General features: G+C 66.7%; 17 protein-coding genes and 1 riboswitch. Of the genes, 9 read left to right on the forward strand and 8 right to left on the reverse strand.

The window, feature by feature from the left end:
- Positions 1–255 precede the first annotated feature (255 nt).
- Both EX88_RS0107620 and EX88_RS0107625 read left to right on the forward strand, forming a co-directional pair.
- The gene (locus EX88_RS0107620) at positions 256–939 is read left to right on the forward strand and encodes a response regulator transcription factor (protein ID WP_031371404.1); all 684 of its coding nucleotides are present in this window, start codon (positions 256–258) and stop codon (positions 937–939) included.
- 4 nt (positions 940–943) lie between these two features.
- Positions 944–2,269 (forward strand): sensor histidine kinase, encoded by a 1,326-nt coding sequence (locus EX88_RS0107625; protein ID WP_031371405.1) that lies wholly within the window; start codon positions 944–946, stop codon positions 2,267–2,269.
- 170 nt (positions 2,270–2,439) lie between these two features.
- On the opposite strand, the gene EX88_RS0107630 is transcribed toward EX88_RS0107625, so the two are convergent.
- The 4 genes from EX88_RS0107630 to metF all read right to left on the reverse strand — a co-directional run bounded on the left by EX88_RS0107630 (position 2,440) and on the right by metF (position 6,706).
- The gene (locus tag EX88_RS0107630) at positions 2,440–3,354 is read right to left on the reverse strand and encodes a branched-chain amino acid transaminase (protein WP_031371406.1); all 915 of its coding nucleotides are present in this window, start codon (positions 3,352–3,354) and stop codon (positions 2,440–2,442) included.
- A 104-nt stretch (positions 3,355–3,458) separates the two neighbouring features.
- Positions 3,459–4,190, reverse strand: coding sequence for a hypothetical protein (locus tag EX88_RS23595; protein ID WP_036148293.1), 732 nt, complete (start codon positions 4,188–4,190; stop codon positions 3,459–3,461).
- Between the two features lie 174 nt (positions 4,191–4,364).
- Positions 4,365–5,633 carry a M12 family metallo-peptidase gene (locus EX88_RS0107640; protein ID WP_031371408.1) on the reverse strand — a complete coding sequence of 423 codons (1,269 nt, stop codon included), beginning with the start codon at positions 5,631–5,633 and terminating at the stop codon, positions 4,365–4,367.
- Positions 5,634–5,881: 248 nt separating this feature from the next.
- Positions 5,882–6,706, reverse strand: coding sequence for a methylenetetrahydrofolate reductase [NAD(P)H] (metF, locus tag EX88_RS0107645; protein ID WP_031371409.1), 825 nt, complete (start codon positions 6,704–6,706; stop codon positions 5,882–5,884).
- A 154-nt stretch (positions 6,707–6,860) separates the two neighbouring features.
- On the opposite strand from metF, the gene EX88_RS0107650 reads away from it, so the two are divergent.
- On the forward strand, positions 6,861–7,559 hold the full coding sequence (locus EX88_RS0107650; RefSeq protein WP_031371410.1) for a GNAT family N-acetyltransferase: 699 nt from the start codon (positions 6,861–6,863) through the stop codon (positions 7,557–7,559).
- A gap of 259 nt (positions 7,560–7,818) precedes the next feature.
- Here the strand turns inward: EX88_RS0107650 and EX88_RS0107655 are convergent, their stop codons facing one another.
- Both EX88_RS0107655 and ahcY read right to left on the reverse strand, forming a co-directional pair.
- Positions 7,819–8,595 (reverse strand): hypothetical protein, encoded by a 777-nt coding sequence (locus EX88_RS0107655; RefSeq protein WP_031371411.1) that lies wholly within the window; start codon positions 8,593–8,595, stop codon positions 7,819–7,821.
- Positions 8,596–8,999: 404 nt separating this feature from the next.
- A complete protein-coding gene (gene ahcY / locus EX88_RS0107660) occupies positions 9,000–10,445 on the reverse strand; it encodes an adenosylhomocysteinase (protein ID WP_031371412.1) in 1,446 nt (481 codons plus the stop codon).
- A 72-nt stretch (positions 10,446–10,517) separates the two neighbouring features.
- Positions 10,518–10,637, reverse strand: a riboswitch (S-adenosyl-L-homocysteine riboswitch).
- Between the two features lie 319 nt (positions 10,638–10,956).
- Between ahcY and EX88_RS0107665 the strand changes: the two genes are divergently transcribed.
- From EX88_RS0107665 to EX88_RS0107680, 4 genes are all read left to right on the forward strand, one after another.
- The gene (locus tag EX88_RS0107665) at positions 10,957–13,518 is read left to right on the forward strand and encodes a prolyl oligopeptidase family serine peptidase (protein ID WP_081930707.1); all 2,562 of its coding nucleotides are present in this window, start codon (positions 10,957–10,959) and stop codon (positions 13,516–13,518) included.
- A 362-nt stretch (positions 13,519–13,880) separates the two neighbouring features.
- Entirely contained in the window at positions 13,881–15,566 is a 1,686-nt protein-coding gene (locus EX88_RS0107670) for a LysM peptidoglycan-binding domain-containing protein (RefSeq protein WP_031371414.1), read from the forward strand.
- Positions 15,567–15,699: 133 nt separating this feature from the next.
- A complete protein-coding gene (locus tag EX88_RS0107675; protein ID WP_152566156.1) occupies positions 15,700–16,722 on the forward strand; it encodes an XVIPCD domain-containing protein in 1,023 nt (340 codons plus the stop codon).
- Positions 16,723–16,926: 204 nt separating this feature from the next.
- Positions 16,927–17,859, forward strand: a complete 933-nt coding sequence (locus tag EX88_RS0107680) for a hypothetical protein (protein WP_152566157.1) — start codon at positions 16,927–16,929, stop codon at positions 17,857–17,859.
- A gap of 76 nt (positions 17,860–17,935) precedes the next feature.
- Here the strand turns inward: EX88_RS0107680 and metK are convergent, their stop codons facing one another.
- Positions 17,936–19,159 carry a methionine adenosyltransferase gene (gene metK / locus EX88_RS0107685; protein ID WP_031371417.1) on the reverse strand — a complete coding sequence of 408 codons (1,224 nt, stop codon included), beginning with the start codon at positions 19,157–19,159 and terminating at the stop codon, positions 17,936–17,938.
- A 255-nt stretch (positions 19,160–19,414) separates the two neighbouring features.
- Between metK and EX88_RS0107690 the strand changes: the two genes are divergently transcribed.
- Both EX88_RS0107690 and EX88_RS0107695 read left to right on the forward strand, forming a co-directional pair.
- Positions 19,415–21,160 (forward strand): lysophospholipid acyltransferase family protein, encoded by a 1,746-nt coding sequence (locus EX88_RS0107690; RefSeq protein WP_051884699.1) that lies wholly within the window; start codon positions 19,415–19,417, stop codon positions 21,158–21,160.
- A complete protein-coding gene (locus tag EX88_RS0107695) occupies positions 21,157–21,984 on the forward strand; it encodes a UDP-2,3-diacylglucosamine diphosphatase (RefSeq protein ID WP_031371419.1) in 828 nt (275 codons plus the stop codon). The genes EX88_RS0107690 and EX88_RS0107695 overlap by 4 nt, the downstream gene beginning before the upstream one ends.
- A 99-nt stretch (positions 21,985–22,083) precedes the next feature.
- On the opposite strand, the gene EX88_RS0107700 is transcribed toward EX88_RS0107695, so the two are convergent.
- Complete coding sequence (locus EX88_RS0107700) at positions 22,084–22,794, reverse strand: aspartate/glutamate racemase family protein (RefSeq protein ID WP_200875814.1); 711 nt, start codon at positions 22,792–22,794, stop codon at positions 22,084–22,086.
- Positions 22,795–22,820 lie beyond the last annotated feature (26 nt).

A 22,820-nucleotide genomic window follows, 5' to 3' on the forward strand; every position in this document is an offset into this window, starting at 1 on the left:
CTGGGCCTTTGTTTTTTGCGGTCTTTTCCGGCGTTTTCCGTATGTTGGCGCTGCCGGGCGAGCCATGACTTTCGGCCTAGGCCGGTGCCGCGGCGTTTGAACGGCGGCCCAGCCCCTGTTCACCTTTTCCGTTCACTTTACATACGCTCTGGCAGAATCGGACGCTTGCCGCCGCTGCGCATCGCACAGCGGCCCACGAATACGGAACCTCGGACGTCTTAGCACGGTCGAACGCCAACCCACTGGGAAGAGCACATGCGCATACTCGTGATCGAAGACAACCAGGACATCGCCGCCAACCTCGGCGACTTCCTCGAAGACCGCGGCCACACGGTGGATTTCGCCGCCGACGGCATCACCGGACTGCACCTGGCGGTCGTGCACGACTTCGACGCCATCGTCCTCGATCTGAACCTGCCCGGTCTCGACGGCCTGGAGGTCTGCCGCAAGCTGCGCAACGAAGCGCGCAAGCAGACTCCGGTGCTGATGCTGACCGCGCGCGACAGCCTCGACAACAAGCTCGCCGGTTTCGATTCCGGCGCCGACGACTATCTGATCAAGCCGTTCGCCCTGCAGGAAGTCGAGGTCCGCCTCAACGCACTGTCGCGCCGCGGCCGCGGCGTGCAGACCCGCGTGCTCAACGCCGCCGACCTGGAATACAACCTCGACACCCTGGAAGTGCGCCGCCAGGGCAAGCTGCTGCAGCTCAACCCGACCGCGCTGAAGATCCTGCAGGCGCTGATGGAAGCTTCGCCGGCGGTGGTCACGCGCCAGGAGCTGGAAACCCGCGTGTGGGGCGAAGAACTGCCCGACTCCGACAGCCTGCGCGTGCACATCCACGGTTTGCGCGCGGTGGTCGACAAGCCGTTCGAGACGCCGCTGATCCAGACCCGCCACGGCATCGGCTACCGCATCGCAGCGCCCGAAAGCAACGGTTGATCGCGTGGCTGCAGAGGATCCTTCCGCGGCGCGGCTGAAGAAAAAGAAGCGCTACCGGCGGCGGTTGCGCAGCCGTATCGTCCTGTCCTTCGTACTGCTGGGCTTCGGCCTGACGGCGATGTTCGCGTTCGCGACCAACTGGACGCGCACGCGGGTCGAGAACGAACTCGTCGCCGACGTGGTGAATCGGAACATCGACGAATACGCGCGACAGTATTACTCGGCGCCGAATTTGAAGCCCGAGGTGCCGTTCCAGCAGATGTGGTTGCGCGTATACAAAAGCGACAGCTTCGAAAGAGTGCGCATCGAGCAACCCGACTGGTACACCTTGCCCGACGGCATTCACAACATCCAGGGCAAGGACCCCGACGGCAGCCCGTTCTCGTACAAGCTCGGGGTGCGCAAGACGCCGACGGAATGGTTCTTCCTGGCCTACGACATGAGCCAGGGCGCGCTCAGCGAGGCGCAGTTCAATCGCGCGATCTATTTGTCGGTACCGGTGTTTACCTTGTTCTCGCTGCTGGTCGGCCTGTGGGCGGCCTCGCGCGTGATGAGCCCGGTGTCGGAGCTGGCCAACCGGCTCAAGCGCTCCGGCCGCAGTTCGCAAGCCGAGGCCTTGGCCGCGCACTTCCCCGACGACGAAGTCGGCCAGCTCGCCGAGGCCCTGGACGATTACGCCGAGCGCCTGACCAACGTGGTCCAGCGCGACCGCGAGTTCAACGCCGACGTCAGCCATGAGCTGCGCACGCCGCTGGCCGTGATCAAGGGCGCGGTCGAGCTGTTGCTGTCGCGGCCGGACATCGAGGACAAGACTCGCAATCGATTATTGCGTATTCAGCGTGCCGAACAGCAATGCACCGATCTGATCAGCGCCTTGCTGCTGTTGTCGCGCAACGAGCGCGGGCACGGCTCCACCGACATCGCGCGGCTGGCGGAGCAACTGCTCGACGCCCACCGCGCCCAGCTCGGCGGCAAGCCGTTGACCCTGCGCATCGAAGGCGAGCAGGGCCTGGTCGTCGACGCCCCGGAAGCGGCGGTCGCGGTGGCGCTGGGCAACCTGATCGGCAATGCGGTCAAGTACACGACCCAGGGCGAGGTAGTGGTGCGCCTGCACCCGCGTACGGTCGAGGTCATCGATTCCGGCCCCGGCCTCAGCGCCGAGGATGCGGCCAAGCTGTTCGAGCGCGGCTACCGCGGCACCCATGCCGGCCACTCGCAAGGCGGCGGCATCGGCCTGTCGATCGTGCGCCGGCTGTGCGAACTCTACGGCTGGGACGTACGGGTCAAACCCGGCGAGGTCAGGGGCGTGGTGGCGACGCTGACTTTCTGAGAGCCGGGATTGGTGATTCGGGAATCGGGAATCGGGAATCGTCAAAGCAAAAAACAAAACGCCCGGCTTCGTCGAAGCCGGGCGTTTTGTTTTCGTCGTGCGGTGATGGGGCTTCGGGCTCGCGGCGAACCGCTCTTACGACTCCCGAATCCCATTCCCGATTCCCGGCTTTAAGCGACGGGCTCAAGCCAGCCGTACTTATCCGCCGTCTTGCCGTTGAACAGGCCGAAGAACAGCTCCTGGATGCGCTCGGTGACCGGGCCGCGGCGGCCGCTGCCGACCTGGCGGCCGTCGACCGAACGGATCGGGGTGATCTCGGCGGCGGTGCCGCACATGAACAGCTCGTCGCACAGGTACAGGTATTCGCGCGGTAGGTCGCGTTCGATCACTTCGATGCCGACGTCGCGGGCGAGGGTGATGATGGTGTTGCGGGTCAGGCCGTTGAGCAGGGCGGCGCTGACCGGGGTGGTGTGCAGGGCGCCGTTGAACACCAGGAACAGGTTTTCGCCCGCGCCTTCCGAAAGCAGGCCGGTCGAGGCCAGGGCGATGCCTTCGCCGAAGCCCAGGCGACGCGCCTCGCGCGCGACCAACTGGCCGGACAGGTAGTTGCCGCCGGCCTTGGCGCCGGCCGGGATGGTGTTCGGCGCGAAGCGCTGCCAGCTCGACACGCAGGCGTCGATGCCTTCCTCGAGCACGCTGGCGCCGAGGTACTGGCCCATCTTCCAGGTCGCCACGGCGACGTCGGTCGGGGTGTCGGCCGACAGGCCGAAGCCGCCGAGACCGCGGTAGGCGACCGGACGCAGATAGTCGGTGGTGTTGCCGTTGGCCTTGATCACTTCATGGCAGGCCTGGTTGATCTGCTCGACCGTGTAGGGGATGCCCATGTCGTAGATCTTCGCCGAGGCGAACAAACGGGTGTTGTGGTCGTTGAGGCGGAAGATCACCGGACCCTGCGGCGTGTCGTAGGTGCGAATGCCCTCGAATACGGACGAACCGTAGTGCAGCGCGTGCGACATGACGTGGGTGGTTGCTTCGGCCCAGCGCTTGATCGCACCGTTGTGCCAGATCCATTCGGGGTATTGCATCGTCGGCTTCCGTGGTGGGTGAGGAAACCCCTATTGTGCCCTGCCTGCCCGGTTCAGGCCCAATCGAGCGGCGTATGGACGCCATGCGGAGCCGGGCGCAAGGCTCAGCCGCCGCGGATCCACCAGCAGCCGAAGTGGCGGTAGAGGCCGAATACGGTGCGCGACGGCGTCACCCCATTGGCCATGGTTTGCTCCAGGCGCAGCGCCACCGGCGTGCGCCGTTGCGGGGCGTGCGCTGCGGGCGCCGGCGCGGAGGTCGTGTCTTCGCTCGCGGCGTCGCTCGCATCGGCCGTGGCGGCGCCGGCGGGGCTGCCCAGCGGCGTCGCCGGTGCCGGGATCGGCGGCAGCGGCGCGGTGGCCGCGTTCGCCGCGGCCGGCGGCAGGGTGGTCCAGGCGGCGCCGCTGGGTTCGGACGGCGGCGGTGCCGGCGACGACAGGATCGGTGCGATGTCGAGCAAGGGGCGCTGGGCGATCGCGTCGAGCCGCTGCAATACCGCATAGCCCTGGTCGCCGGACATGCCGGTCCAGTGATAGACCGCGGCCAGACGGTTGCTGTCGCGGGCGTCGATCGCGCTGGTGATCAGCCCGATCAGGTCGCGCAGATTGCGCGCGCAACCGCCGACGTAGGCCTGCTGCTGCTTTTGCTGGGCGGCGGCGCCGCGCGGCAGGCGGTCGACGCCGCCGACCGAGGCGCAGTCGCGATCGGTGTAGACCGAGTTGCCGTGGGTGTCGGTGCAGCGGCGGATCTGCGCCGCGGCGGTGCCCGGGTACAGCGTCGCCACGGCCCACAGGGCGGTCAACGACAGGAACAGACAGAGTCGGGCGAACGAAGGCATCGGCGAAGACTAGCGCCGAGGGCCGGCCAGGGACAGTGCGGCGATGCCGAAAGGATGCCGCGGGCACATCGGTCGGCGGCGCATCGCGCCGCGAACGCCGCGGCCGGATCGCCGCGGCGTCGGCAGGGACGCAGCCCGCAGGCTGCGCCCTTGCGGCTGTCGCCTAGACGGCGATCAGCGGAACGCACCCACGGTGGCGGCGCGTTCGTTGAGCACGCGGGCGTTGTTGCTCTTCGCCGCGGTGCCCATCGGCACGCCGTTGTAGGTGATGTTGGGGTTCGACCAGTAGTTCAGGCGCGGGCAGTTGGAGCCGCAGTTGTAGGCCATGATGGTGCGCCAGGTCTTGTTCGGCGCCCAGTAACCGTGACCGTAGGCGTAGGCGGTGTTGTTGCCGTTGCTGGGGTCGTGGTGCGCGCCGAAGTTGTGGCCGATTTCGTGGGCGAAGCTGTAGTAGCCGGTCATGCAGGTGTTGCCGACCACGCTGAAGGCGCTGGCCGCGTTCGAGTTCAGATAGCCCAGGCCGCAGTACGCCGGGTCGGTGATGATCAACACGTTGACGTCGGCGGCGATGGTGTTGCGGGTGGCGTGGTAGCCGTCGAGATAACCGTCGCTGGTGCCGCGGAAGCGGCTCAGGTCGGTGTCGAAGCCGGCGCTGACATAGCTGTTGGTGTAGTTGCCGGCCAACACGAAGCGTACGTTGACCGCGCTGTTGGCGAAGCTCTGGTTGCTCTCGGTGATCGCCAGGTTGGACTTGGTGGTGATGTTGCCGACCGCATTCGCGGCCGCCTGGGTGTAGACCACCATGACGCGCACGGTGACCGGCGCCTTCTCGCCGGCGGCGGCCTCATTGAACTTGGGGTCGTTGAGGAAGGGCACGATGGGCTTGGCGGTATAACCCGAGGCCGGGTGATCCGGCGGCATCAGCGATTCGTCGATCAGGCTGATGGTGTGGCCGCCGTTCTTGAGCGGATCGATGCGGTAGAGCTTGCCGCCGCTGCGCACCGTGCCGGACATCTGATCGCCCTGGCGCACGATGGTGGCCGATTCCTCCGGATCGCCGATGAGTTCGGCACCGGTGAACTGGTTGATGCGCTTGAGCTGGGTCTTCGGGTCGCCGACCAGGCCCTGCCAGATCACCACGCCGTCGGACTTGCGCTCGGCCTGCAGCTTGTGTGCCTTGAGACTGACGCCGGGTGCGAGGTTGAGCAGCAGTTCCTGCTGGTTTTCGGTGATCTGTGCGGTGTTGGCGCGGACCAGGTCGACTTTGACCGCGGCGCGCTCGGCCTTGACGGCCTGGTAAGCGGTATCGGTATTGGCGCTGCGTACCTGACTGACGGCAGGCGAAGCGAACAGCGGGGCCGGTTCGGCGGCCGAGGCGGCGCCGGCGAGGCCGAGCGACAGAGCGATGGCGAGGTTCAACGGCAGCAACTTGCGTGCGGACATGATGCGCTCTCTCCAGTGAGGACCGCTGCGCGTCGGGGCACGGGGCCCCGACGGCGGTCGCGAGGGCATCGCCCGTCGTGGCGATGCGTCCTGCTGGCAGTGAGCTACCGCGCCGTCTCGCCGCTCAAGACCGAACTTGTCGGCGGACAAGTCGGAGATGAGACCTGTCTTAGCAATTCGCCATAAGCACTCGGTGCGCAACGTCGTCTCTTGACGCCTGCACTTGCGCTTTCAGGTGGCTGAATGCTTCAGGCGATGCGCGACAACACCGTCAGGGTCGGCTTGGCGAGGTTGAGCGTGTAGAAGTGCAGGCCCGGCGCGCCGCCTTCGATCAGGCGGCTGCACAGTTGCGCGACCACGTCGGCGCCGAATTCGCGCACGCTGTCGGCGTCGTCGCCATAGGCCTGCATGCGCTGGCCGATCCAGCGCGGGATCTCGGCCCCGCACAGATCGGAAAAGCGCCGCAGCTGGCTGAAGTTCGAGATCGGCATGATGCCCGGCACGATCGGGATGTCGATGCCGGCCGCGCGCACGTCGTCGACGAAACGGAAGTAGGCGTCGGGGTTGTAGAAGTATTGGGTGATCGCGCCGTCGGCGCCGGCGCGGACCTTGCGCTTGAAATTCTCCAGGTCCGACAGCGCATCGCGTGCCTGCGGATGGGTTTCCGGATAGGCCGCGACTTCGATGTGGAAATGGTCGCCGGTCTCGGCGCGGATGAACTCGACCAGCTCGTTGGCGTAGCGCAGGTCGCCGGCGCTGGCCATGCCCGAGGGCAGGTCGCCGCGCAGCGTGACCAGGCGGCGGCAACCGAGTTCGCGGTAGCGCGCCAGCAGCTCGCGGATTTCCGCGCGCGTGCCGCCCACGCAGGACAAATGCGGCGCGGCATCGAGGCGGTGCTTCTCGCGCAAGCGCTGGATCGTGTCGGGGGTGTAACTCAGGGTCGAGCCGCCGGCGCCGAAGGTGCAGGACACGTAGTTCGGCGAATAGGGCCTGAGCTTGGCCGCGGAACGGTCCAACTGAGTGCGCTGCTCGTCGGTCTTGGGCGGGTAGAACTCGAAGCTGATCGGCAGCATGGGCGAGTCGCACGATGGTGGGTGTCTGGATAATATCTCTCTATCGCGATGAATGGAACAAGGCTCCCGCCCCGGGCTGGCGCTTGCCTAAACTGGGGCCGTTACCGCGACGAGCGGGCCCTGCCGACGAGTGCGAGCCGATGAGTGCGATCCGATGAGCGACAGCCAGCCCCACGTCCTCGATAACCCGATCTGGTCGTCCCTGCGCAGCCGTCACGCCTCGCTGGCGCTGAGCAACGGGCCGTTGGCGCGCTACCCGGCGCAGATCGCCCCGTTCATGGGGGTAGCCGAGGAGGGCGCCGACGCCGGGGCCGCACTGGCCGAACTGGTGCCGGCGCAGGACAACGTGTTGCTGCTCGACCGCGCGCCGGCGATCCCGGCCGGCTGGGAGCTCAAACACCTCGCCGACCTGGCCCAGATGATCTGCGAGGCGCCGATCGCCGAAGACCCGGCGACGGACGATGCACCCGACATCGTCGAACTCGGCGAACGCCAGCGCGACGACGTGCTCGCGCTGACCGCGCTGGTGTATCCGCATTATTTCCGCCCGCACACGATGGCCTTGGGCCGCTACTTCGGTGTTTACCGCGACGGCCGCCTCGCGGCGATGATCGGCGAACGCATGGGCACGGACGCCTACACCGAGATCAGCGCCGTCTGCACGCACCCGGACTTCAACGGCCAAGGCCATGCGCGTCGCCTGCTGCGGTTTCTCTCCAACGACAACCACGCTCGCGGGCGGATTCCTTTTTTGCACGTCAGCCACGAAAACCCGCGCGCGGTCGAGTTGTACGAACGCAACGGCTATCGCCTGCGGCGGGATATTCCGTTTTGGTCGTTGAGGCGGCTATAGGCACCGGCGTTTGCCGGTTGCCGCGCTTGCCTATCGTTCGGGTGAAAGCCGCAATGTGACGCGGGCTTGCTTGATCGATGCCTCCGCAATGCAGCGGCGTGTCGCGGCTTGCGCCGCTCCTACCCTTGGATGTGTAGCTTTGGGGCAGGAGCGGCGCGAGCCGCCTACCCTTGGATGTGTAGCTTTGGGGCAGGAGCGGCGCGAGCCGAGGCGACGATGCTGCGGCCCGCGGAGCTATTCCTGCTCATCCGTGGAACGTTCAGATCCCTGGAATACCAGGGATATCGTCCGGCAGATCGATATCGGGCAGATCGATGTCCGGCAAGCTCACGTCCGGCAACAGATCGAGATTCAGGTCTGGCAGGCCTACTGGCGGCAGGTCGGTGATGTTCGGGAACCAGGATTGTTCGGTGAGGCGGTCGAACAGGCGTTCGCCCTGTTTGCCGACGGCGAGCGACGGCCCCAGTGGGGTAAAGGCGAAGGGACCTGCATCGCGCAGGTATTGCACGCCGGTGTCGCCGAGGATTTCCGGCACGTCCTCGGGTTCCAGTTTGCCGATGGTGATCTTGGTCTGGTCGATGCCTTCCTGGTTGAGCACGTCGCCGATGTCCGGGGTCAGCGCGATCACCGTCAGGTCCTGGACGGACAGGCCGTACAGGCCCGAATCGACATAGGCGTCGGGGTGGCTGGCGAAAGCGAAGCGGCGGAAGGCATCCGGGTCGCGTTCCAGATCGGCGAAGCCTTGCGGGTCGCGGATGCGGTAATCCTCGATCGCCGTCTGCAGGGCGAGGGTGGTCTTGTCGCGCCATTCCAGCCCTTCCGGCGACAGGTCGGTGCGGTCCAGTGAGGCGAACCGTTCCATGTACTTGTCGCCGTAGCCCAGGTAATAGTCCGGCGGCTCCACGCCCGGGTTGCGCGCCTGGAAGTCGGCGAGGCGCTGTTCGTAGTAAGCCGGGGTGCCGACCTCGACCGGCGCCGGATCGTTGGCGGGCGGGGTGTAGCTCGGAAACGACGGGCCGTCGATGGGGCGGATCATGGCGCGCTCCTGCAGGATTTCGCTGCCAGCCTAACGCTCGCGATTGCGCCTGCCAGCCTCGGTAGGACCCTAGGTCGGCGGGCGGTTCTCCGGTTCAGTCGCGGGGGATTCCAGTGTGCTTCATGGTCCATTTCATCCGCTTACCGGATCGATGCACCGTACCTGCGGCGGCATGTCGCGGCTTGCGCCGCTCCTACCCTTGGATGCGTGGCTTTGGGGTAGGAGCGGCGCAAGCCGCGACCGCGACGCCGCGGTCGGCGGCGCCACTTCGGCGCAGCCTGGCTGGACACAAGACGACGTAACCATTCGATCGCACGGCCCTGAAGCAGCTCCGCACAAAAAGAAAACGGGCGCCGAAGCGCCCGTTTCCCGTGTCGCATCGATCCGCCTCGCGGCGGGGTCGATCAATAGCGGTAGTGATCCGGCTTGTACGGGCCGTCGACCGAGACGCCCAGGTACTTGGCCTGCTCGTCGGTCAGGGTGGTCAGCTTCACGCCGATCTTTTCCAGGTGCAGACGCGCGACTTCTTCGTCGAGCTTCTTCGGCAGGATGTAGACCTTCGCTTCGTAGGTTTCCTTGTTCGCCCACAGCTCGATCTGCGCCAGGGTCTGGTTGGCGAACGAGTTGGACATGACGAAGCTCGGGTGGCCGGTGGCGCAGCCAAGGTTGACCAGGCGGCCTTCGGCCAGCAGGAAGATCGAGTTGCCACCGGCGAAGGTGTACTTGTCGACCTGCGGCTTGATGTTCAGGCGCTTGGCGCCCGACGCGGCCAGCGCATCGACCTGGATCTCGTTGTCGAAGTGGCCGATGTTGCAGACGATGGCCTGATCCTTCATCTGCTGCATGTGGGCCAGGGTCAGCACGTCCTTGTTGCCGGTCGTGGTGACGTAGATGTCGCCGCGGCCGAGGGTGCTCTCGACGGTGTTGACCTCGAAGCCTTCCATCGCCGCCTGCAGGGCGTTGATCGGGTCGATCTCGGTGACCACGACGCGGGCGCCGTAAGCGCGCAACGAGTGAGCCGAGCCCTTGCCGACGTCGCCGTAACCGCAGACCACCGCGACCTTGCCGGCCAGCATCACGTCCATCGCGCGCTTGAGGCCGTCGGCCAGCGATTCGCGGCAGCCGTAGAGGTTGTCGAACTTCGACTTGGTGACCGAGTCGTTGACGTTGATCGCCGGGACCAGCAGCGAGCCGGCTTCGGCGAGCTGGTACAGGCGGTGCACGCCGGTGGTGGTTTCTTCGGAGACGCCCTTCCAATGCTTGACCACTTCGTGCCAGAAGCCCGGGCGCTCGGCGTGCACGCGCTTGAGCAGGTTCTTGATGACCTGTTCTTCGTGGTTGCCCGACGGGGTGTTGACCCAGCCGTCGCCGTTTTCGAGCTCGTAGCCCTTGTGGATCAGCAGGGTGACGTCGCCGCCGTCGTCGACGACCAGCTCCGGGCCGCGGAACTTGACCGCGCCGTCGCCCGGGAAGGTCAGAGCTTCGAGGGTGCAATCCCAATACTCTTCCAGCGACTCGCCCTTCCAGGCGAACACCGGGGTGCCGCTGGCGGCGATCGCGGCGGCAGCGTGGTCCTGGGTCGAGAAGATGTTGCACGAAGCCCAGCGCACGTCGGCGCCGAGGTCGCGCAGGGTCTCGATCAGCACCGCGGTCTGGATGGTCATGTGCAGCGAGCCGGTCACGCGCACGCCCTTCAGCGATTGCGCGGCGGCGTACTTCTTGCGGATCGACATCAGGCCCGGCATTTCGTGCTCGGCGATGTCGATTTCCTTGCGGCCCCAATCGGCCAGGGAGATGTCGGCAACCTTGTAGTCGCCTTCGGTCGAGAAGGTCTTGGGTACTGCGTTCATGGTGTGTCGCTCCAGTTCTTTAGGGAGCCGGCGGATGCCGGGTCCGGCGAGTCATCGCTCGAAAGCGATCGCTCAAACCGGGCGCCGTTGGGACTACGCCTCGCCGAGCCTGGCCGTCATTCTGGAAGTCCGTAGCGGGTACGGGCTTTGCGGAAAGATCCGCGGATGACGGTCGCAGCGCCCCTCGGCGGGCTGAGCGCGCAGTATATCGCGGCGCCCATGACCGTCGCACGGCGCCGAGGCGGATGCGCCTGAATATGACGTTCATCGCGAAACCGGGGCGATCCGGTTCCGGCCCGCTTTTCGGCCGGGTTTCCGGTCTGGCTCCGGCCCGATTTCCTGTATGGCTCCGGCAGGCCCGGAACAGCCCAATGGGATAGGCCGGCGGGCACGGTGGCGGGCTAAGCTCGGCGGAGGCGCCCCCAGGCGCAAGCGCATCCGCACCGGCCGGCACAGGCGCCGGCCGGCAGCGGCGCTTCGAGGCTTTCTTCACTTACCGATCGGATCGAGCATGAACCCACTCGCGCGACGCACCGGCCACGACGGCCGGTCCTCCCTGAAGCCGCTATCCCGGGCCCTGAGTCGGTCAGGTGTGTTGCTGCTCCTGCTGCCGCTGGCGGCGACCGCGCAGACCGCGCCCGTCAGCGGTTATCAGCTGCCGCCGAAGGCCTTGCAGGCCATCGTCGACGCGCCGCGGCCGCCGCAGATGTTCACCAGCCCGAAGCGCGATCGGGTCGCCCTGGTGCAGACCCCGTCGTTGCCCGGCATCGAAGTGGTCGCGCAACCCGAACTCAAACTCGCCGGCCTGCGCATTCATCCGCGCACGCGGGCGCAGAGCCGCTTCGCCTTCGGCACCGGCCTGAGCCTGCTCGATATCGCCGGCGGCAAAACCTCGAATGTGGAAGGTCTGCCGGCGCCGCTGTCGTTGGCGACCCTGGAATGGTCGCCCGACCAGCGCTGGATCGCCTTCAACCGCGTCGACAGCGCCAGCGGCGCCAACGAGCTGTGGTTGGTCGAAGTCGAGCAGCGCCGCGCGCACAAGCTGGTGTCCGGCCTCAATACAGTGTCCGGGCGCGGCTATGCCTGGATGCCCGACAGCCGCCGCCTGTTGGTGCAGTTGCAGCCCGAAGGGCAGGGCGAAGCGCCGCCGATGAACGCCACGCCGACCGGGCCGGCGGTGCAGGAAACCGAAATCAGCGCGACGGTGCGGCAGATCCGTACTTACCAGGACTTGTTGCGCAACGAGAGCGATGCGCGCGTGTTCGAGTACTACCTGCGCTCGCAGCTCGCCACCGTCGACCTGGCCGGTGCCGTGGTCCGCGCCGGTGCGCCGCAGTTGTACCTGGCGGCGACGCCGTCGCCCGACGGCCGCCACGTTCTGGCGACGCGGGTCGAGCGGCCGTTCTCCTATCAGGTGCCGGTGTCGATGTTCGGCCACCGTATCGAAGTGTTGGTGCCGGACGGCAAGTTCGAGCACGAAATCGCGCGCTTGCCCCTGGTCGACGGCTTGCCGACCGGCAACGACGCGGTGCCGACCGGCGTGCGCGAGATCGCCTGGCGCAGTGATGCGCCGGCGACCCTGGTCTGGGCCGAGGCCCAGGATGGCGGCGACCCGGCGCGTAAAACCGATATCCGCGATGCGGTGATGATGCAGGCCGCGCCGTTCGAGCGTCCGCCGCAGACGTTGATGCGCCTGGGCGCGCGTTACGCCGGTGCGCATTGGGGGCGCGGCGATCTGGCGCTGGTCGACGAATTCTGGTGGAAGACCCGGCAGACCCGGCAATGGCGGATCGCGCCGGACCACGGCGATCGCGCGCCGGAGCTGGTGTTCGAGGGGCTCAGTGAAGACCGTTACAACGACCCCGGCGAGCCGGTCAGCACGCGCGACGCGAACGGCCAGCGCCGCCTGCTGACCACGGCCAACGGCGCCAGCCTGTTCTATATCGGCCAGGGCGCTTCGCCGGAAGGCGACCGGCCGTTTCTCGACCGCTACGACCTGGCCGACAAGCAGCGCACGCGGCTGTTCCATTCGCAGGCGCCGTACTACGAAGCGCCGCAGGTCGTGCTCGACGATCAGGGTAAGCGCCTGCTGACCCTGCGCGAGGCGCCGACCGAGCCGGGCAATCTGTACCTGCGCGATCTGAGTGCGAGCGCCGCCGTGCCGGTGGCGCTGACCCGCTTCGCGCATCCGACGCCGCAGCTCAAGGACATCAGGAAGGAACAGATCCGCTACCCGCGCGCCGACGGCGTCGAGTTGACCGCCGACCTGTACCTGCCGCCGGGTTTCGACGCCAAGCGCGACGGCCCGCTGCCGCTGTTGATGTACGCCTATCCGGCCGAGTTCAAATCGGCCGCTGCGGCCAGCCAGGTCACTGGTTCGCCTTATCGCTTCAACGCGGTCAGCTTCTGGGGCCCGCTGCCGTACCTGGCGATGGGTTATGCCGTGCTCGACAACCCGTCGATGCCGATCGTCGGCGAAGGCGAGCGCGAGCCCAACGACACCTACATCGAGCAGTTGACCTCGAGTGCGCAAGCCGCGGTCGACGAAGTGGTGCGGCGCGGCGTTGCCGACCGCGAGCGCATCGCGGTCAGCGGCCATTCCTACGGTGCCTTCATGACCGCGAACCTGCTCGCCCACACGCGCTTGTTCAAGGCCGGCATCGCCCGCAGCGGTGCCTACAACCGCACCCTGACCCCGTTCGGCTTCCAGGCCGAAGAGCGCAACTACTGGCAGGCCGAGTCGACTTACCAGGCCATGTCGCCGTTCAACTATGCCGACAAGATCAAGGACCCGCTGCTGTTGATCCACGGCGAGCAGGACAACAACTCCGGCACCTTCCCGATCCAGAGCGAGCGCCTGTTCGCCGCGATCAAGGGCCTCGGCGGCAAGGCGCGCCTGGTGATGCTGCCGAACGAAAGCCACGGCTACCGCGCGCGCGAATCGATCCTGCACATGCTGGCCGAGACCAACCGCTGGCTCGATCGGTATGTGAAGAACGCCAAGCCCGAAGCGGCGAGGCCCAAGACCGCTGGCGCGAAGTCCGCGCCGGACAAGCCGGCGGCTTCGAAGTAGGCCTTGCCGTATCGGCGAGGCCGCGACGGCAACGAGCGGGACGGAACGGGGCGCATTGCGCTCCGTTTCTGTTTGCACGGGGCGATCGGGCATTGCGTCGCAAGCGCTGGGTCCGCTTGGCGCTGCCGCACGCAGGCAAGAGCCAATTCCTTTTGAACGATCGAGGCCGATTACGCCCGAGCAGCGCCGGAGAACGACGGCACTAGCCTCGAATGAGCACGATGCTGTTCCGATATCGGGATCAGTGCCGATGCGCGATCCCAGGACAAGGATCGCGAACCCTGCCGTTGCACTCTGGCGCCACGCCGGAGCCGCGCATCGCGCGCTTCGCCGTATTCCTCCATCCTGTTTTCGAGGCGCCCATGCACCTGTCCGCATCCCAGCTCGGCTACGTCCCCTCGGTTACGCCGCAGACCGAGCCGACCACGCATCAGGTCGCGCACGGCGAGACCCTTCCTGCGATAGCGGACCAGTACGGCGTTACCCCGCAAGCGCTGCGAGCGGCCAATCCTGAGCTGTTCCAGGACAAATGGCGCCTCGATGAAGCGCAGCAGAGCGGCCGCGCAGACCCGATCTTCTACGGCGACACGTTGCGGATCCCGGCTGCGCCTATGAGCGTGACGGCCGAGCCTATGGAGAGCCCTTACGAAGCCAGCCATGGCACGACCAACAGCGAATTCACCGCCGGCATGGGTTCGGTGAAGATCGGTTACAACCCGGGCGACAACGCCACCAAGGTCACGGTAACGAACGAGGCCGCCGTGGAGGGCTCCAGCCAGGTCGGATTCAAGATCAGCGCCGAATCGTCGCTGGAAATCGGTTGGGTCGTGAAGGAGGGCAAGACCGAGTTCACCGTGACCGGCGCCAACGTCAACAAAACCCATGCCGAGGTCCGCAGCGGACAACTGGAAGCCGAGGTGTCGGTCGGCGCGGGGTTCCGCGCCCGCTACAAGGTGATCCTGCCGGGCGGAGGCCACGACCCGAAGGAAGTGGCCAAGATCGATCCCTTCGACCCCAGCACGATTCCGCTCGGGGCGACCGTGATCATGGACGGTCAGTACTACACCCAGACCGAAATCGCCGGTTCGTTTCGCCATGTCGGCGGCGAGTCGGAGATCAAGGACGCCAGCGGAGTGAGTTATTCGATCACCCGTACCGGTTCGAACCAGGTGCAGATCATGAAGGGCCCGAGCGCTTCGATCGAGGCCTACAACGGCGGTGGCGTTCGCTTCAAGGGGGCCGGAGGCGTCGAGGGTTCGCTGACCGTCGGGCAGCAGATCAACGTGGGCGATTCGATGATGCGCACCGCGACGTTCGATCTGGACAGTGCCGCAGGCCGATCCGCCTATGGGAACTTCTTCGCCACCGGCGAAGCCGAGCATGGGGCGCCCGGGGTGTCCGATGTGGCGACGGTGCATCGCCTGGACGTGTCCTCGCAGGGCCGGCTCAAGCTCAAGCTGAGCGCCGGCGAAGCGGAGGTGGAAGGCGACATCGCATTGCGCGCGGCCACGACCGGGACCTACACCCAGACGACGTATCCCGACGGCTCCATCGCCCTGACCAGCGAATTCAAGTACGGCAACAACGTGCCGCTGAAGGTGACCCAACGTTTCGACGCCGAAGGCAACGAAGTGCGATCCGAACGCACCTACGAATACACCGTCGACACCAGCGGCCTGGGCAACCATTCGGCGCAGCAGATCAATTGGGTGCTCAGCGGCGGAGCCAGCGAGAGCGGCCCGGCGATCCCGGGCGAGAAGGTCAAATTGACCTTCACCGAAGGCGAGATGCGCGCCTTGAACGCGCAAGCCGGAAAGGCCGGCGACACCTACGCGCCGGGTAACTCGATCGCGTCCCTGACCGACGACGGCGACGGCCATTCGCGCAGCACCTTCGCTTTCGCCGTCGGCCTGTCGCGCACGTCCAACCAGGACAAGTACGGTTTCGCCAACAGCCTGCTGGAAATCTCCTATGCGGCGGACGGCCACATGTCCAGGGGCGATTTCGATCGCATCAGCATGGATGTGGAGAAGCACAACCCCAACTGATGCAAGCGGCCGGGTGGCGCCGAGTGGCGTCGCGCCCGGACGAGGGGGAATACGAAAGGGCCGCTGTCGCGGCCCTTTTGCGTTCTAGGAAACGAGACTGCGCGCACCTGGCCGTGACCTGCGTTGCAAGGCAATGCCGCCGGCCCGCGCGCGAGTTGCGGGACGATGGCGGCGTGCGCGATCGGCGGTCGGAATTCAGGAGTTACAGGAGTCATTCGATGGGGAGAGCGGCATGCGAGTCAAAGTAGGCCTGGACGAATGGCTGGCGGCCGATCCGAAGCAGACCGACCTGATCACCGACGGTTTGCTCGGTTGCGTCGCGGTGGGATTGACCGGCAAGGATCGCATCGCCCTGACGCACGTCTACGACGAAGCCAAGGACCAGGCCTTTTGGCCGGGCTACCAGGAGAAACTCGACGCTGCCCTGCAGGCCTCGAACCTGGGCGAGCCGGACGAGGTCCGCGCGGTGCTGGTGTATTCGGATCACACCAGCGAGGCGCTGTGCGGGCGTATCGAAAAATGGTTGCAGCGTCATGGCATCGAATCGGAACGTCGCGAGGACGACGGTTGCCGGGTGTCGGACTCGACGCCGAAGCCGGCGGTCACGATCAAGAGCGAGGATTCGAGCGACGAGTACATGTACGGCTATCTGACCACGCGCGATTCGGACGCAGCGGTCGCGCGGTTTGCCTTGTCGAAGGAGGCCGGGGCGGCCACGCCGGCATTGCAAGATCCGCAGGCGTCGCTCGGGATCGCGAAGATTCCGGCGTTGAGCGAGCCATCGCATCCGGGATGCCCGTTGTATGCGTCGATTCTCAAAGAGGTAAAGGCTTTGGACGGGGGCATGTTCAAAGGCAAGGATATCTGGGAGCAACAGATCGCCGCGGAATTGACCGCGCAATGCCTCGATGCCGGCATCCGCGAGATCAAGGGGGTGGCCCCGGGCACGAAGGACGTCAATCAGGTGTTCGTGCTCCCGGGCCAGCAAGAATCCGCACGGCATGATCTGTGCGTGCACGCCTTCGAAGTGGACGAGACGACCATCGCCGGCGCGAGCGAACGCGCCTTCAAACACTTCGCGCTGAGCGCTCTGCACAGCGAAACGCAGGGTATCCAGGCGCAAACCCAACAGGGCGGCCAGACCAAAGGCATGTGAGGCGGCGCCGCGACGACGTGTCCCGGCCGTGTTTGCCGCCATTTTGCGTTCGGTCATTCAGTTCGATTCGGCGAATCGTCGCCGTGATCGTTCGAACCCAAACCGGAGAACGTTATGAACGATCGCGTCAAAGTCGGTTTGAATGAATGGATGGTCGCCGATGCCGGCACCACGGACCTGGTCACCGACGGCTTGTCCGGTTGCGTGGCGGTGGGCCTGGCGGGGAACGGCAAGGTCGCGTTGTCGCATGTCTACTCGGGTTGCGACAGCGAGAAAGCCTGGGGCGATTACCATCCCAAGCTGGAAGCGGCCCTGGAAAGTTCGGGCTTGGGCGACCTGCGAGGGAAGAAGGCCGTGCTGGTGTGCGCCCAGGGCGAAGACGCCGGTGGCCAGGACGGATGGTTGCCGGCAAAGCTCAAGACCTGGCTCGAGAGCAAGGGCGCGGTCGTCGAAACCCGCCAGGACAACGGGTGCCGGATTTCCGCCAACGCCGATGTCGTCACCTCGACCTTGAAGAAGCACGACACCGCCGAGTACTACAGCCACGACTACAAGACCTCGCGGGACTACGGGCTGTCGGCCGATCCGAGCGCCGAAGCGGTCACCCTGTCGATGCTTGGCAAGCCTGGCTATCCGGCGGCGCTGGCGCAGGCGAGGGAAACGCCCAGCGCGTCGGCGCCCGCTCTGGTTGTGGGGGCGAGCAAACCGGCAGAGGCGGTGATGGTGAACGATAAAAAGCACCCGATGCACGGCCTGTACTCGGAGATCCTCGGCAAGATGCCCGGCGATGCGTTCGATCTGAAAAAAGGCGAGAACGTCGCCGACTTGTTCAGCGCTCAACAGGCGGCAGCGGCCTTGACCGTGGCCTGCATGAAGCGGGGCATCTACGGCGACATCGACAAGATCGAGACCTTCGTCCCGCCGGGCAAGGAGGACACGATGTTGAGCGCGACCGAACGCGGCACGAGCGAATCGCGTACCTTCGCGGCGGTGAATCTCGAAGACGTCTGCGATATGCCGATGTCGAAGCTGAGCGCAGAGGCAACGAGCCTGCATGCCGCGCGGATGCTGTCGGCGACACCGTCGAACCCCAACCCTTCGCAGGCGATCGGAGGCGCTTCGCCTCAGCACCTGTGAGCCCGCACGGGGCGCACCGACCACGAAAAAGGGCCGCTTTCGCGGCCCTTTCTCTTGATGCGATGTCGCTGCCGGCTTACTTCTTCAGCCCGGCATCCTTGCGCAGGTCGTCGGCCTTGTCGGTCTTTTCCCACGAGAACGCGGTCGCGGTCTGCTTCTTGCCGGCGCCGTCGACGTAGCTGACTTCCTTCGGCTTGCGGCCGAAGTGGCCGTAAGCGGCGGTCGGCTGGTAGACCGGGTGGATCAGGTCGAGCATCTTGACGATGCCGTACGGGCGCAGGTCGAAGTGCTTGCGGATCAGCTTCTCGATCTTGTCGTCGCTGATCTTGCCGGTGCCGAAGGTGGTGACCGAGATCGAGGTCGGCTCGGCCACGCCGATGGCGTAGGAGACCTGCACTTCGCACTTGTCGGCCAGGCCGGCGGCAACGATGTTCTTGGCGACGTAACGCGCGGCGTAAGCGGCCGAACGGTCGACCTTCGACGGATCCTTGCCCGAGAACGCGCCGCCGCCGTGACGGGCCATGCCGCCGTAGCTGTCGACGATGATCTTGCGGCCGGTCAGGCCGCAGTCGCCGACCGGGCCGCCGATCACGAAGATGCCGGTCGGGTTGATGTGGACCTTGCTCTTGGGCAGCTTCTCGAGCCACGCCTTCGGCAGCACCGGCTTGAGGACGTGCTCGTACACGCCTTCGACCAGGTCCTTCTGCTTGATGCCCGGATCGTGCTGGGTCGACAGGACCACGGCGTCGAGTCCGACCACCTTGTGTTCGGAGTCGTAGCGCAGGGTGACCTGCGACTTCGCGTCCGGACGCAGCCAGGGCAGCTTGGAGTTCTTGGCCTTGCGGATCTTGGCCTGCTGCTCGACCAGACGGTGCGAGTAGTAGATCGGCGCCGGCATGAATTCCGGGGCTTCGTTGCAGGCGTAGCCGAACATCAGGCCCTGGTCGCCCGCGCCCTGTTCTTCCGGCTTCTTGCGGTCGACGCCGGCGGCGATGTCGGGCGACTGCTTGCCGAGCATGTTGATGATCGCGCAGGTGTGGCCGTCGAAGCCGACGTTGGAATTGTCGTAGCCGATGTCGTTGATGACCTTGCGTGCGATGGCTTCGATGTCGACCCACGCATTGGTGGTGACTTCGCCGGCGACGATCGCCGCGCCCGTCTTCACCATCGTCTCGCAGGCCACGCGCGCGCGCTTGTCCTGGGCCAGGATGGCGTCGAGGACGGCGTCGGAGATCTGGTCGGCGATCTTGTCCGGGTGGCCTTCGGAGACGGATTCGGAGGTGAACAGGTAGCTGGACATCGAGGCTATATCCTCGTATTCGGATAGAAAGATGGCCGCACATAATACAGCGTCGACCGCGAGCGCGCATTGTGCCGTGTCTTGGGGTTGCCGGGGGTTAAGCGGTCTTTAACTGCGGCCTATGTCCGGAATCTTCGGGGAAAAAGCCCATCCGGGACTGCCGCCGGCCCTGTCACGGGACTGACCCGAAACCGCCATGATCCTGTCGCCGCTCCGGCTCAGGCTGCCCGGCATACCGCCGCCGATGCGACGCCGATGCTGCAATTCGAACGCCGACTGCAAGAGCGCTTCCCGCAATGGTTCCGGGGTCGCCGGGCCGGGATCGCCCGTCCTTTGCTCCGCACCATCGGGCGCTGGTCGAAATTCGACCGGGTCGATGGCTTCCTGGCCGAGAACGGCCACCTGCGCGGCTTCGCCTTCGTCACCGCCGCCCTGGATTTCCTGCAGGCGCGTTATCTGGTCGAGGCCGCCGAGCTGCAGCGGATTCCCGCGACCGGACGCCTGCTGATCGTCGCCAACCATCCGTCCGGGGCGGTCGACGCCCTGGCCCTGCTCGATGCGGTCGCCCGCGTGCGCCGCGACGTCCGCATCGTCGCCAACGATTTGCTGTCGGCGCTCGACGGCCTCGAAGGCCTGATCTTGCCGGTACGCATTCTGGGCGGCCGGCCGAGTCCCGACAGCCTGCACGCGATCGAGGCCGCGCTGCAGGCGGAACAATGCGTGATCGTATTTCCGGCCGGGGAAGTCGCCCGGCTCGGGCTGCGCGGGGTCACCGACGGCCGCTGGCGGCGCGGGTTCCTGCGCTTCGCCCGCAAGACCGCCGCGCCGGTGTTGCCGGTGCGGATCGAGGCGCGCAACTCGGCGCTGTTCTACGGCGCCTCGGCCTTGTTCAAGCCGGCCGGCACCGCCCTGCTGGCGCGCGAGATGTTCGCCCGGCGCGCGCGCCGGGTCGCGCTGCGGATCGGCCGGCCGCTGCAACTGCCAGTCGACGGCGACGCCGAGCGCTTGCTGCGCGAAGTGCGGCGCGAACTGCATGCGATCGGCACGCCGCGCGAGCGCGCCGCGCCGATCGGGCCGGAGACGTTGATCGACGCGGTCGACCCGGCGCTGGTGCGGGCCGGGGTCGAGGCGATGGAATCGCTGGGCCAGACCCTCGACGGCAAACAGATCCGGGTCGGCGTGCTGCCGGCCGGCGCGCCTTTGCTGCGGGAGATCGGCCGCCTGCGCGAGCTGACCTTCCGCGCGGTCGGCGAAGGCACCGGCCAGCGTCTCGACGTCGACGTCTTCGACAGCTGGTACGAACACATCGTGCTGTGGGACGCGGTCGAGGCCAAGATCGCCGGTGCCTACCGCATCGCGCGCGGCAGTCGGGTGCTGGCCGAGCGCGGCCTGGCCGGGCTCTACACCGCGTCCTTGTTCCGCTATGCCGACGACGCCGTGCCGCGCCTGGCGCAGGGCATGGAGCTCGGCCGCAGCTTCGTCGTGCCCGAGTACTGGGGCAGCCGCAGCATCGATTACCTGTGGCAGGGCATCGGCGCCTATCTGTGCCGGCATCCGGGCGTGCGCTATCTGTTCGGGCCGGTCTCGATCAGCGCGGCCCTGCCGGCCGATGCGCGCGAGCAGATCGTCGCTTACTACGCGCGTTATTACGGCAGCGAGGAATCGGCCGCGGTGTCGAAGCAGCCCTTCGTCTACCGGGCGGCGCCGCCGCAGTTCGACGCGCTCGATGCGGCCACCGCTTTCCGCGTGCTCAAGGGTAATCTGGACGCGCTCGGAGCCAGCCTGCCGATGCTCTACAAGCAATACACCGACCTGTGCGAACCCGGCGGGGCGCGTTTCCTCGCCTTCGGCGTCGACCCGGCCTTCAGCGACGCGGTCGACGGCCTGATCGAAGTGGACCTGCAACGCCTGCGCCCGAAGAAGCGCGAGCGCTATCTCGGCGGCGCGCCGCGCGCGGCCGAGTCCGGCACCGAACCCGTCGCCAGCGAGGCCGTGTCATGAGTCCTGCATCGATCACGCAATTGCCGGTACGCCGACGTGCCGTGTTCGTCTCCGACGTGCACCTGGGCGCCAAGCACTGCCACGCCGAGGAATTCGCCGACTTTCTGCAGAGCCTGCGTTGCGATCGCTTGTACTTGGTCGGCGACATCGTCGACCTGTGGTGGATGGCGCAGCGCCGCGCCGCCTGGGGTTCGGCCCAGTATCGAGTGGTCGAGGCGCTGCACGCGCTGGTGCGCGCCGGTACCGAACTGATCTATGTGCCGGGCAACCACGACCGCTCGATCCGCCGCTTCTGCGGCCTGGTGCTGCCGCGCATGCAGGTGCGGCGGCGTGCGATCCACCTGACCGCCGACGGCCGCCGCCTGCTGGTGACCCACGGCGACGATTACGACACGGTGACCCAGTTCGGCGGCATGCAGGAGAAATTCGGCGACTGGTTGTACGAGCGCATCCTCACCAGCAATCGCCTGACCAACCGCGTGCGTCGTCGCTTCGGTTTGCGCTACTGGTCGTTGGCGGATTTCCTCAAGCGCCAGAGCGGCGCGGCCGAGCGCTACATCTCGCGCTTCGTCCAGGCCGGCCTCGGCGACGCCAGCCGGCGCGGTCTCGACGGCATCGTCTGCGGCCATATCCACCGCGCCGCCTTGTTCGAACGCGACGGCTGCGTCTATGCCAACGACGGCGACTGGGTCGAAAGCCTGACCGCCCTGGCCGAAGACCCCGATGGCTCCCTGCGCCTGCTGGCCCACACCGGCGAGACCCTGGCGTTGTTGCCGGCGCGCGCGCCACGTCTGCTGCCGGGCGCATTGCCGCACGCGGCCTGAGCTAGCCCAGGGAAGCTCGATCTCGCTTTGCTCGCTCTCCCGCTTGCGGGAGAGGGCCGGGCTGAGGGCCGCCCAACGCCGCGCCCACCCCCGCGCCCCTCAATCGCCCGCGACCGCCCGCTTCAACGCCGCCCGCGCCAGCAAGCGCGTCGAATCCAGGGTCGGCAGCGGCGAGTTCTCGTCGCTGATGATCAAGGGGATCTCGGTGCAGCCGAGCACGACCGCGTCGCAGCCGGCGTGCTTGAACCGTTCGATGACCTGTTGGAAATACGCCACCGACTCGGGCTTGAAGCTGCCATAGACCAGCTCGTCCATGATGATGCGGCCGATCTGCGCGCGTTCTTCCGCGCTCGGGCGCACATAGTCCAGGCCCAGCGCTCCGAGTTTGTCCGGATAGACCTCGCTCTCGACCAGCCAGCGCGTGCCGGTGATGCCGATGCGGCGGAAGCCGCGTTCGGCCGCGCGCTGCGCCACCACCTGCGCGATATGCAGCCACGGCAGCGGCGAGCGCGCTTCGACGTAGGCCATGGCCTGGTGAATGGTGTTGTCGGGGCAGATCAGGAACCGAGCGCCGGCCGCGGCCAGCTTGCGCGCCGACGACAGCATCAGCTCGCCGACGCCGTCGAGGTCGCCTCGATCCAGGCAGCTCACGTAGTCGGCCAGGGAGTGGCTATGCAGGGAAATTTCCGGATGCGCATGCGGACCGAGCAGGCGCGCGCCCTCGGCGCAGATCGTCCGGTAGCACAGCGCCGCGCCCTCGGCCGAGCAGGCGACGATACCGATGGGCTGGGGCAGGGGGCGGTTGGGCATGGGGCGATTCCTGGCGGAGTTTCTGG

It is taken from the genome of Lysobacter antibioticus (assembly GCF_000731095.1).
Classification (GTDB): domain Bacteria; phylum Pseudomonadota; class Gammaproteobacteria; order Xanthomonadales; family Xanthomonadaceae; genus Lysobacter; species Lysobacter antibioticus_B.

What these genes read in the sequence shown, in the direction of transcription:
- EX88_RS0107620 (WP_031371404.1), top strand. Translation starts at nt 256, where the DNA reads ATGCGCATACTCGTGATCGAAGACAACCAGGACATCGCCGCCAACCTC.
- EX88_RS0107630 (WP_031371406.1), bottom strand. Translation starts at nt 3,354, where the DNA reads ATGCAATACCCCGAATGGATCTGGCACAACGGTGCGATCAAGCGCTGG.
- EX88_RS23595 (WP_036148293.1), bottom strand. Translation starts at nt 4,190, where the DNA reads ATGCCTTCGTTCGCCCGACTCTGTCTGTTCCTGTCGTTGACCGCCCTG.
- EX88_RS0107640 (WP_031371408.1), bottom strand. Translation starts at nt 5,633, where the DNA reads ATGTCCGCACGCAAGTTGCTGCCGTTGAACCTCGCCATCGCTCTGTCG.
- metF (WP_031371409.1), bottom strand. Translation starts at nt 6,706, where the DNA reads ATGCTGCCGATCAGCTTCGAGTTCTACCCGCCCAAGACCGACGAGCAG.
- EX88_RS0107650 (WP_031371410.1), top strand. Translation starts at nt 6,861, where the DNA reads ATGAGCGACAGCCAGCCCCACGTCCTCGATAACCCGATCTGGTCGTCC.
- EX88_RS0107655 (WP_031371411.1), bottom strand. Translation starts at nt 8,595, where the DNA reads ATGATCCGCCCCATCGACGGCCCGTCGTTTCCGAGCTACACCCCGCCC.
- ahcY (WP_031371412.1), bottom strand. Translation starts at nt 10,445, where the DNA reads ATGAACGCAGTACCCAAGACCTTCTCGACCGAAGGCGACTACAAGGTT.
- EX88_RS0107665 (WP_081930707.1), top strand. Translation starts at nt 10,957, where the DNA reads ATGAACCCACTCGCGCGACGCACCGGCCACGACGGCCGGTCCTCCCTG.
- EX88_RS0107670 (WP_031371414.1), top strand. Translation starts at nt 13,881, where the DNA reads ATGCACCTGTCCGCATCCCAGCTCGGCTACGTCCCCTCGGTTACGCCG.
- EX88_RS0107675 (WP_152566156.1), top strand. Translation starts at nt 15,700, where the DNA reads ATGCCGCCGGCCCGCGCGCGAGTTGCGGGACGATGGCGGCGTGCGCGA.
- metK (WP_031371417.1), bottom strand. Translation starts at nt 19,159, where the DNA reads ATGTCCAGCTACCTGTTCACCTCCGAATCCGTCTCCGAAGGCCACCCG.
- EX88_RS0107690 (WP_051884699.1), top strand. Translation starts at nt 19,415, where the DNA reads ATGCTGCAATTCGAACGCCGACTGCAAGAGCGCTTCCCGCAATGGTTC.
- EX88_RS0107695 (WP_031371419.1), top strand. Translation starts at nt 21,157, where the DNA reads ATGAGTCCTGCATCGATCACGCAATTGCCGGTACGCCGACGTGCCGTG.
- EX88_RS0107700 (WP_200875814.1), bottom strand. Translation starts at nt 22,794, where the DNA reads ATGCCCAACCGCCCCCTGCCCCAGCCCATCGGTATCGTCGCCTGCTCG.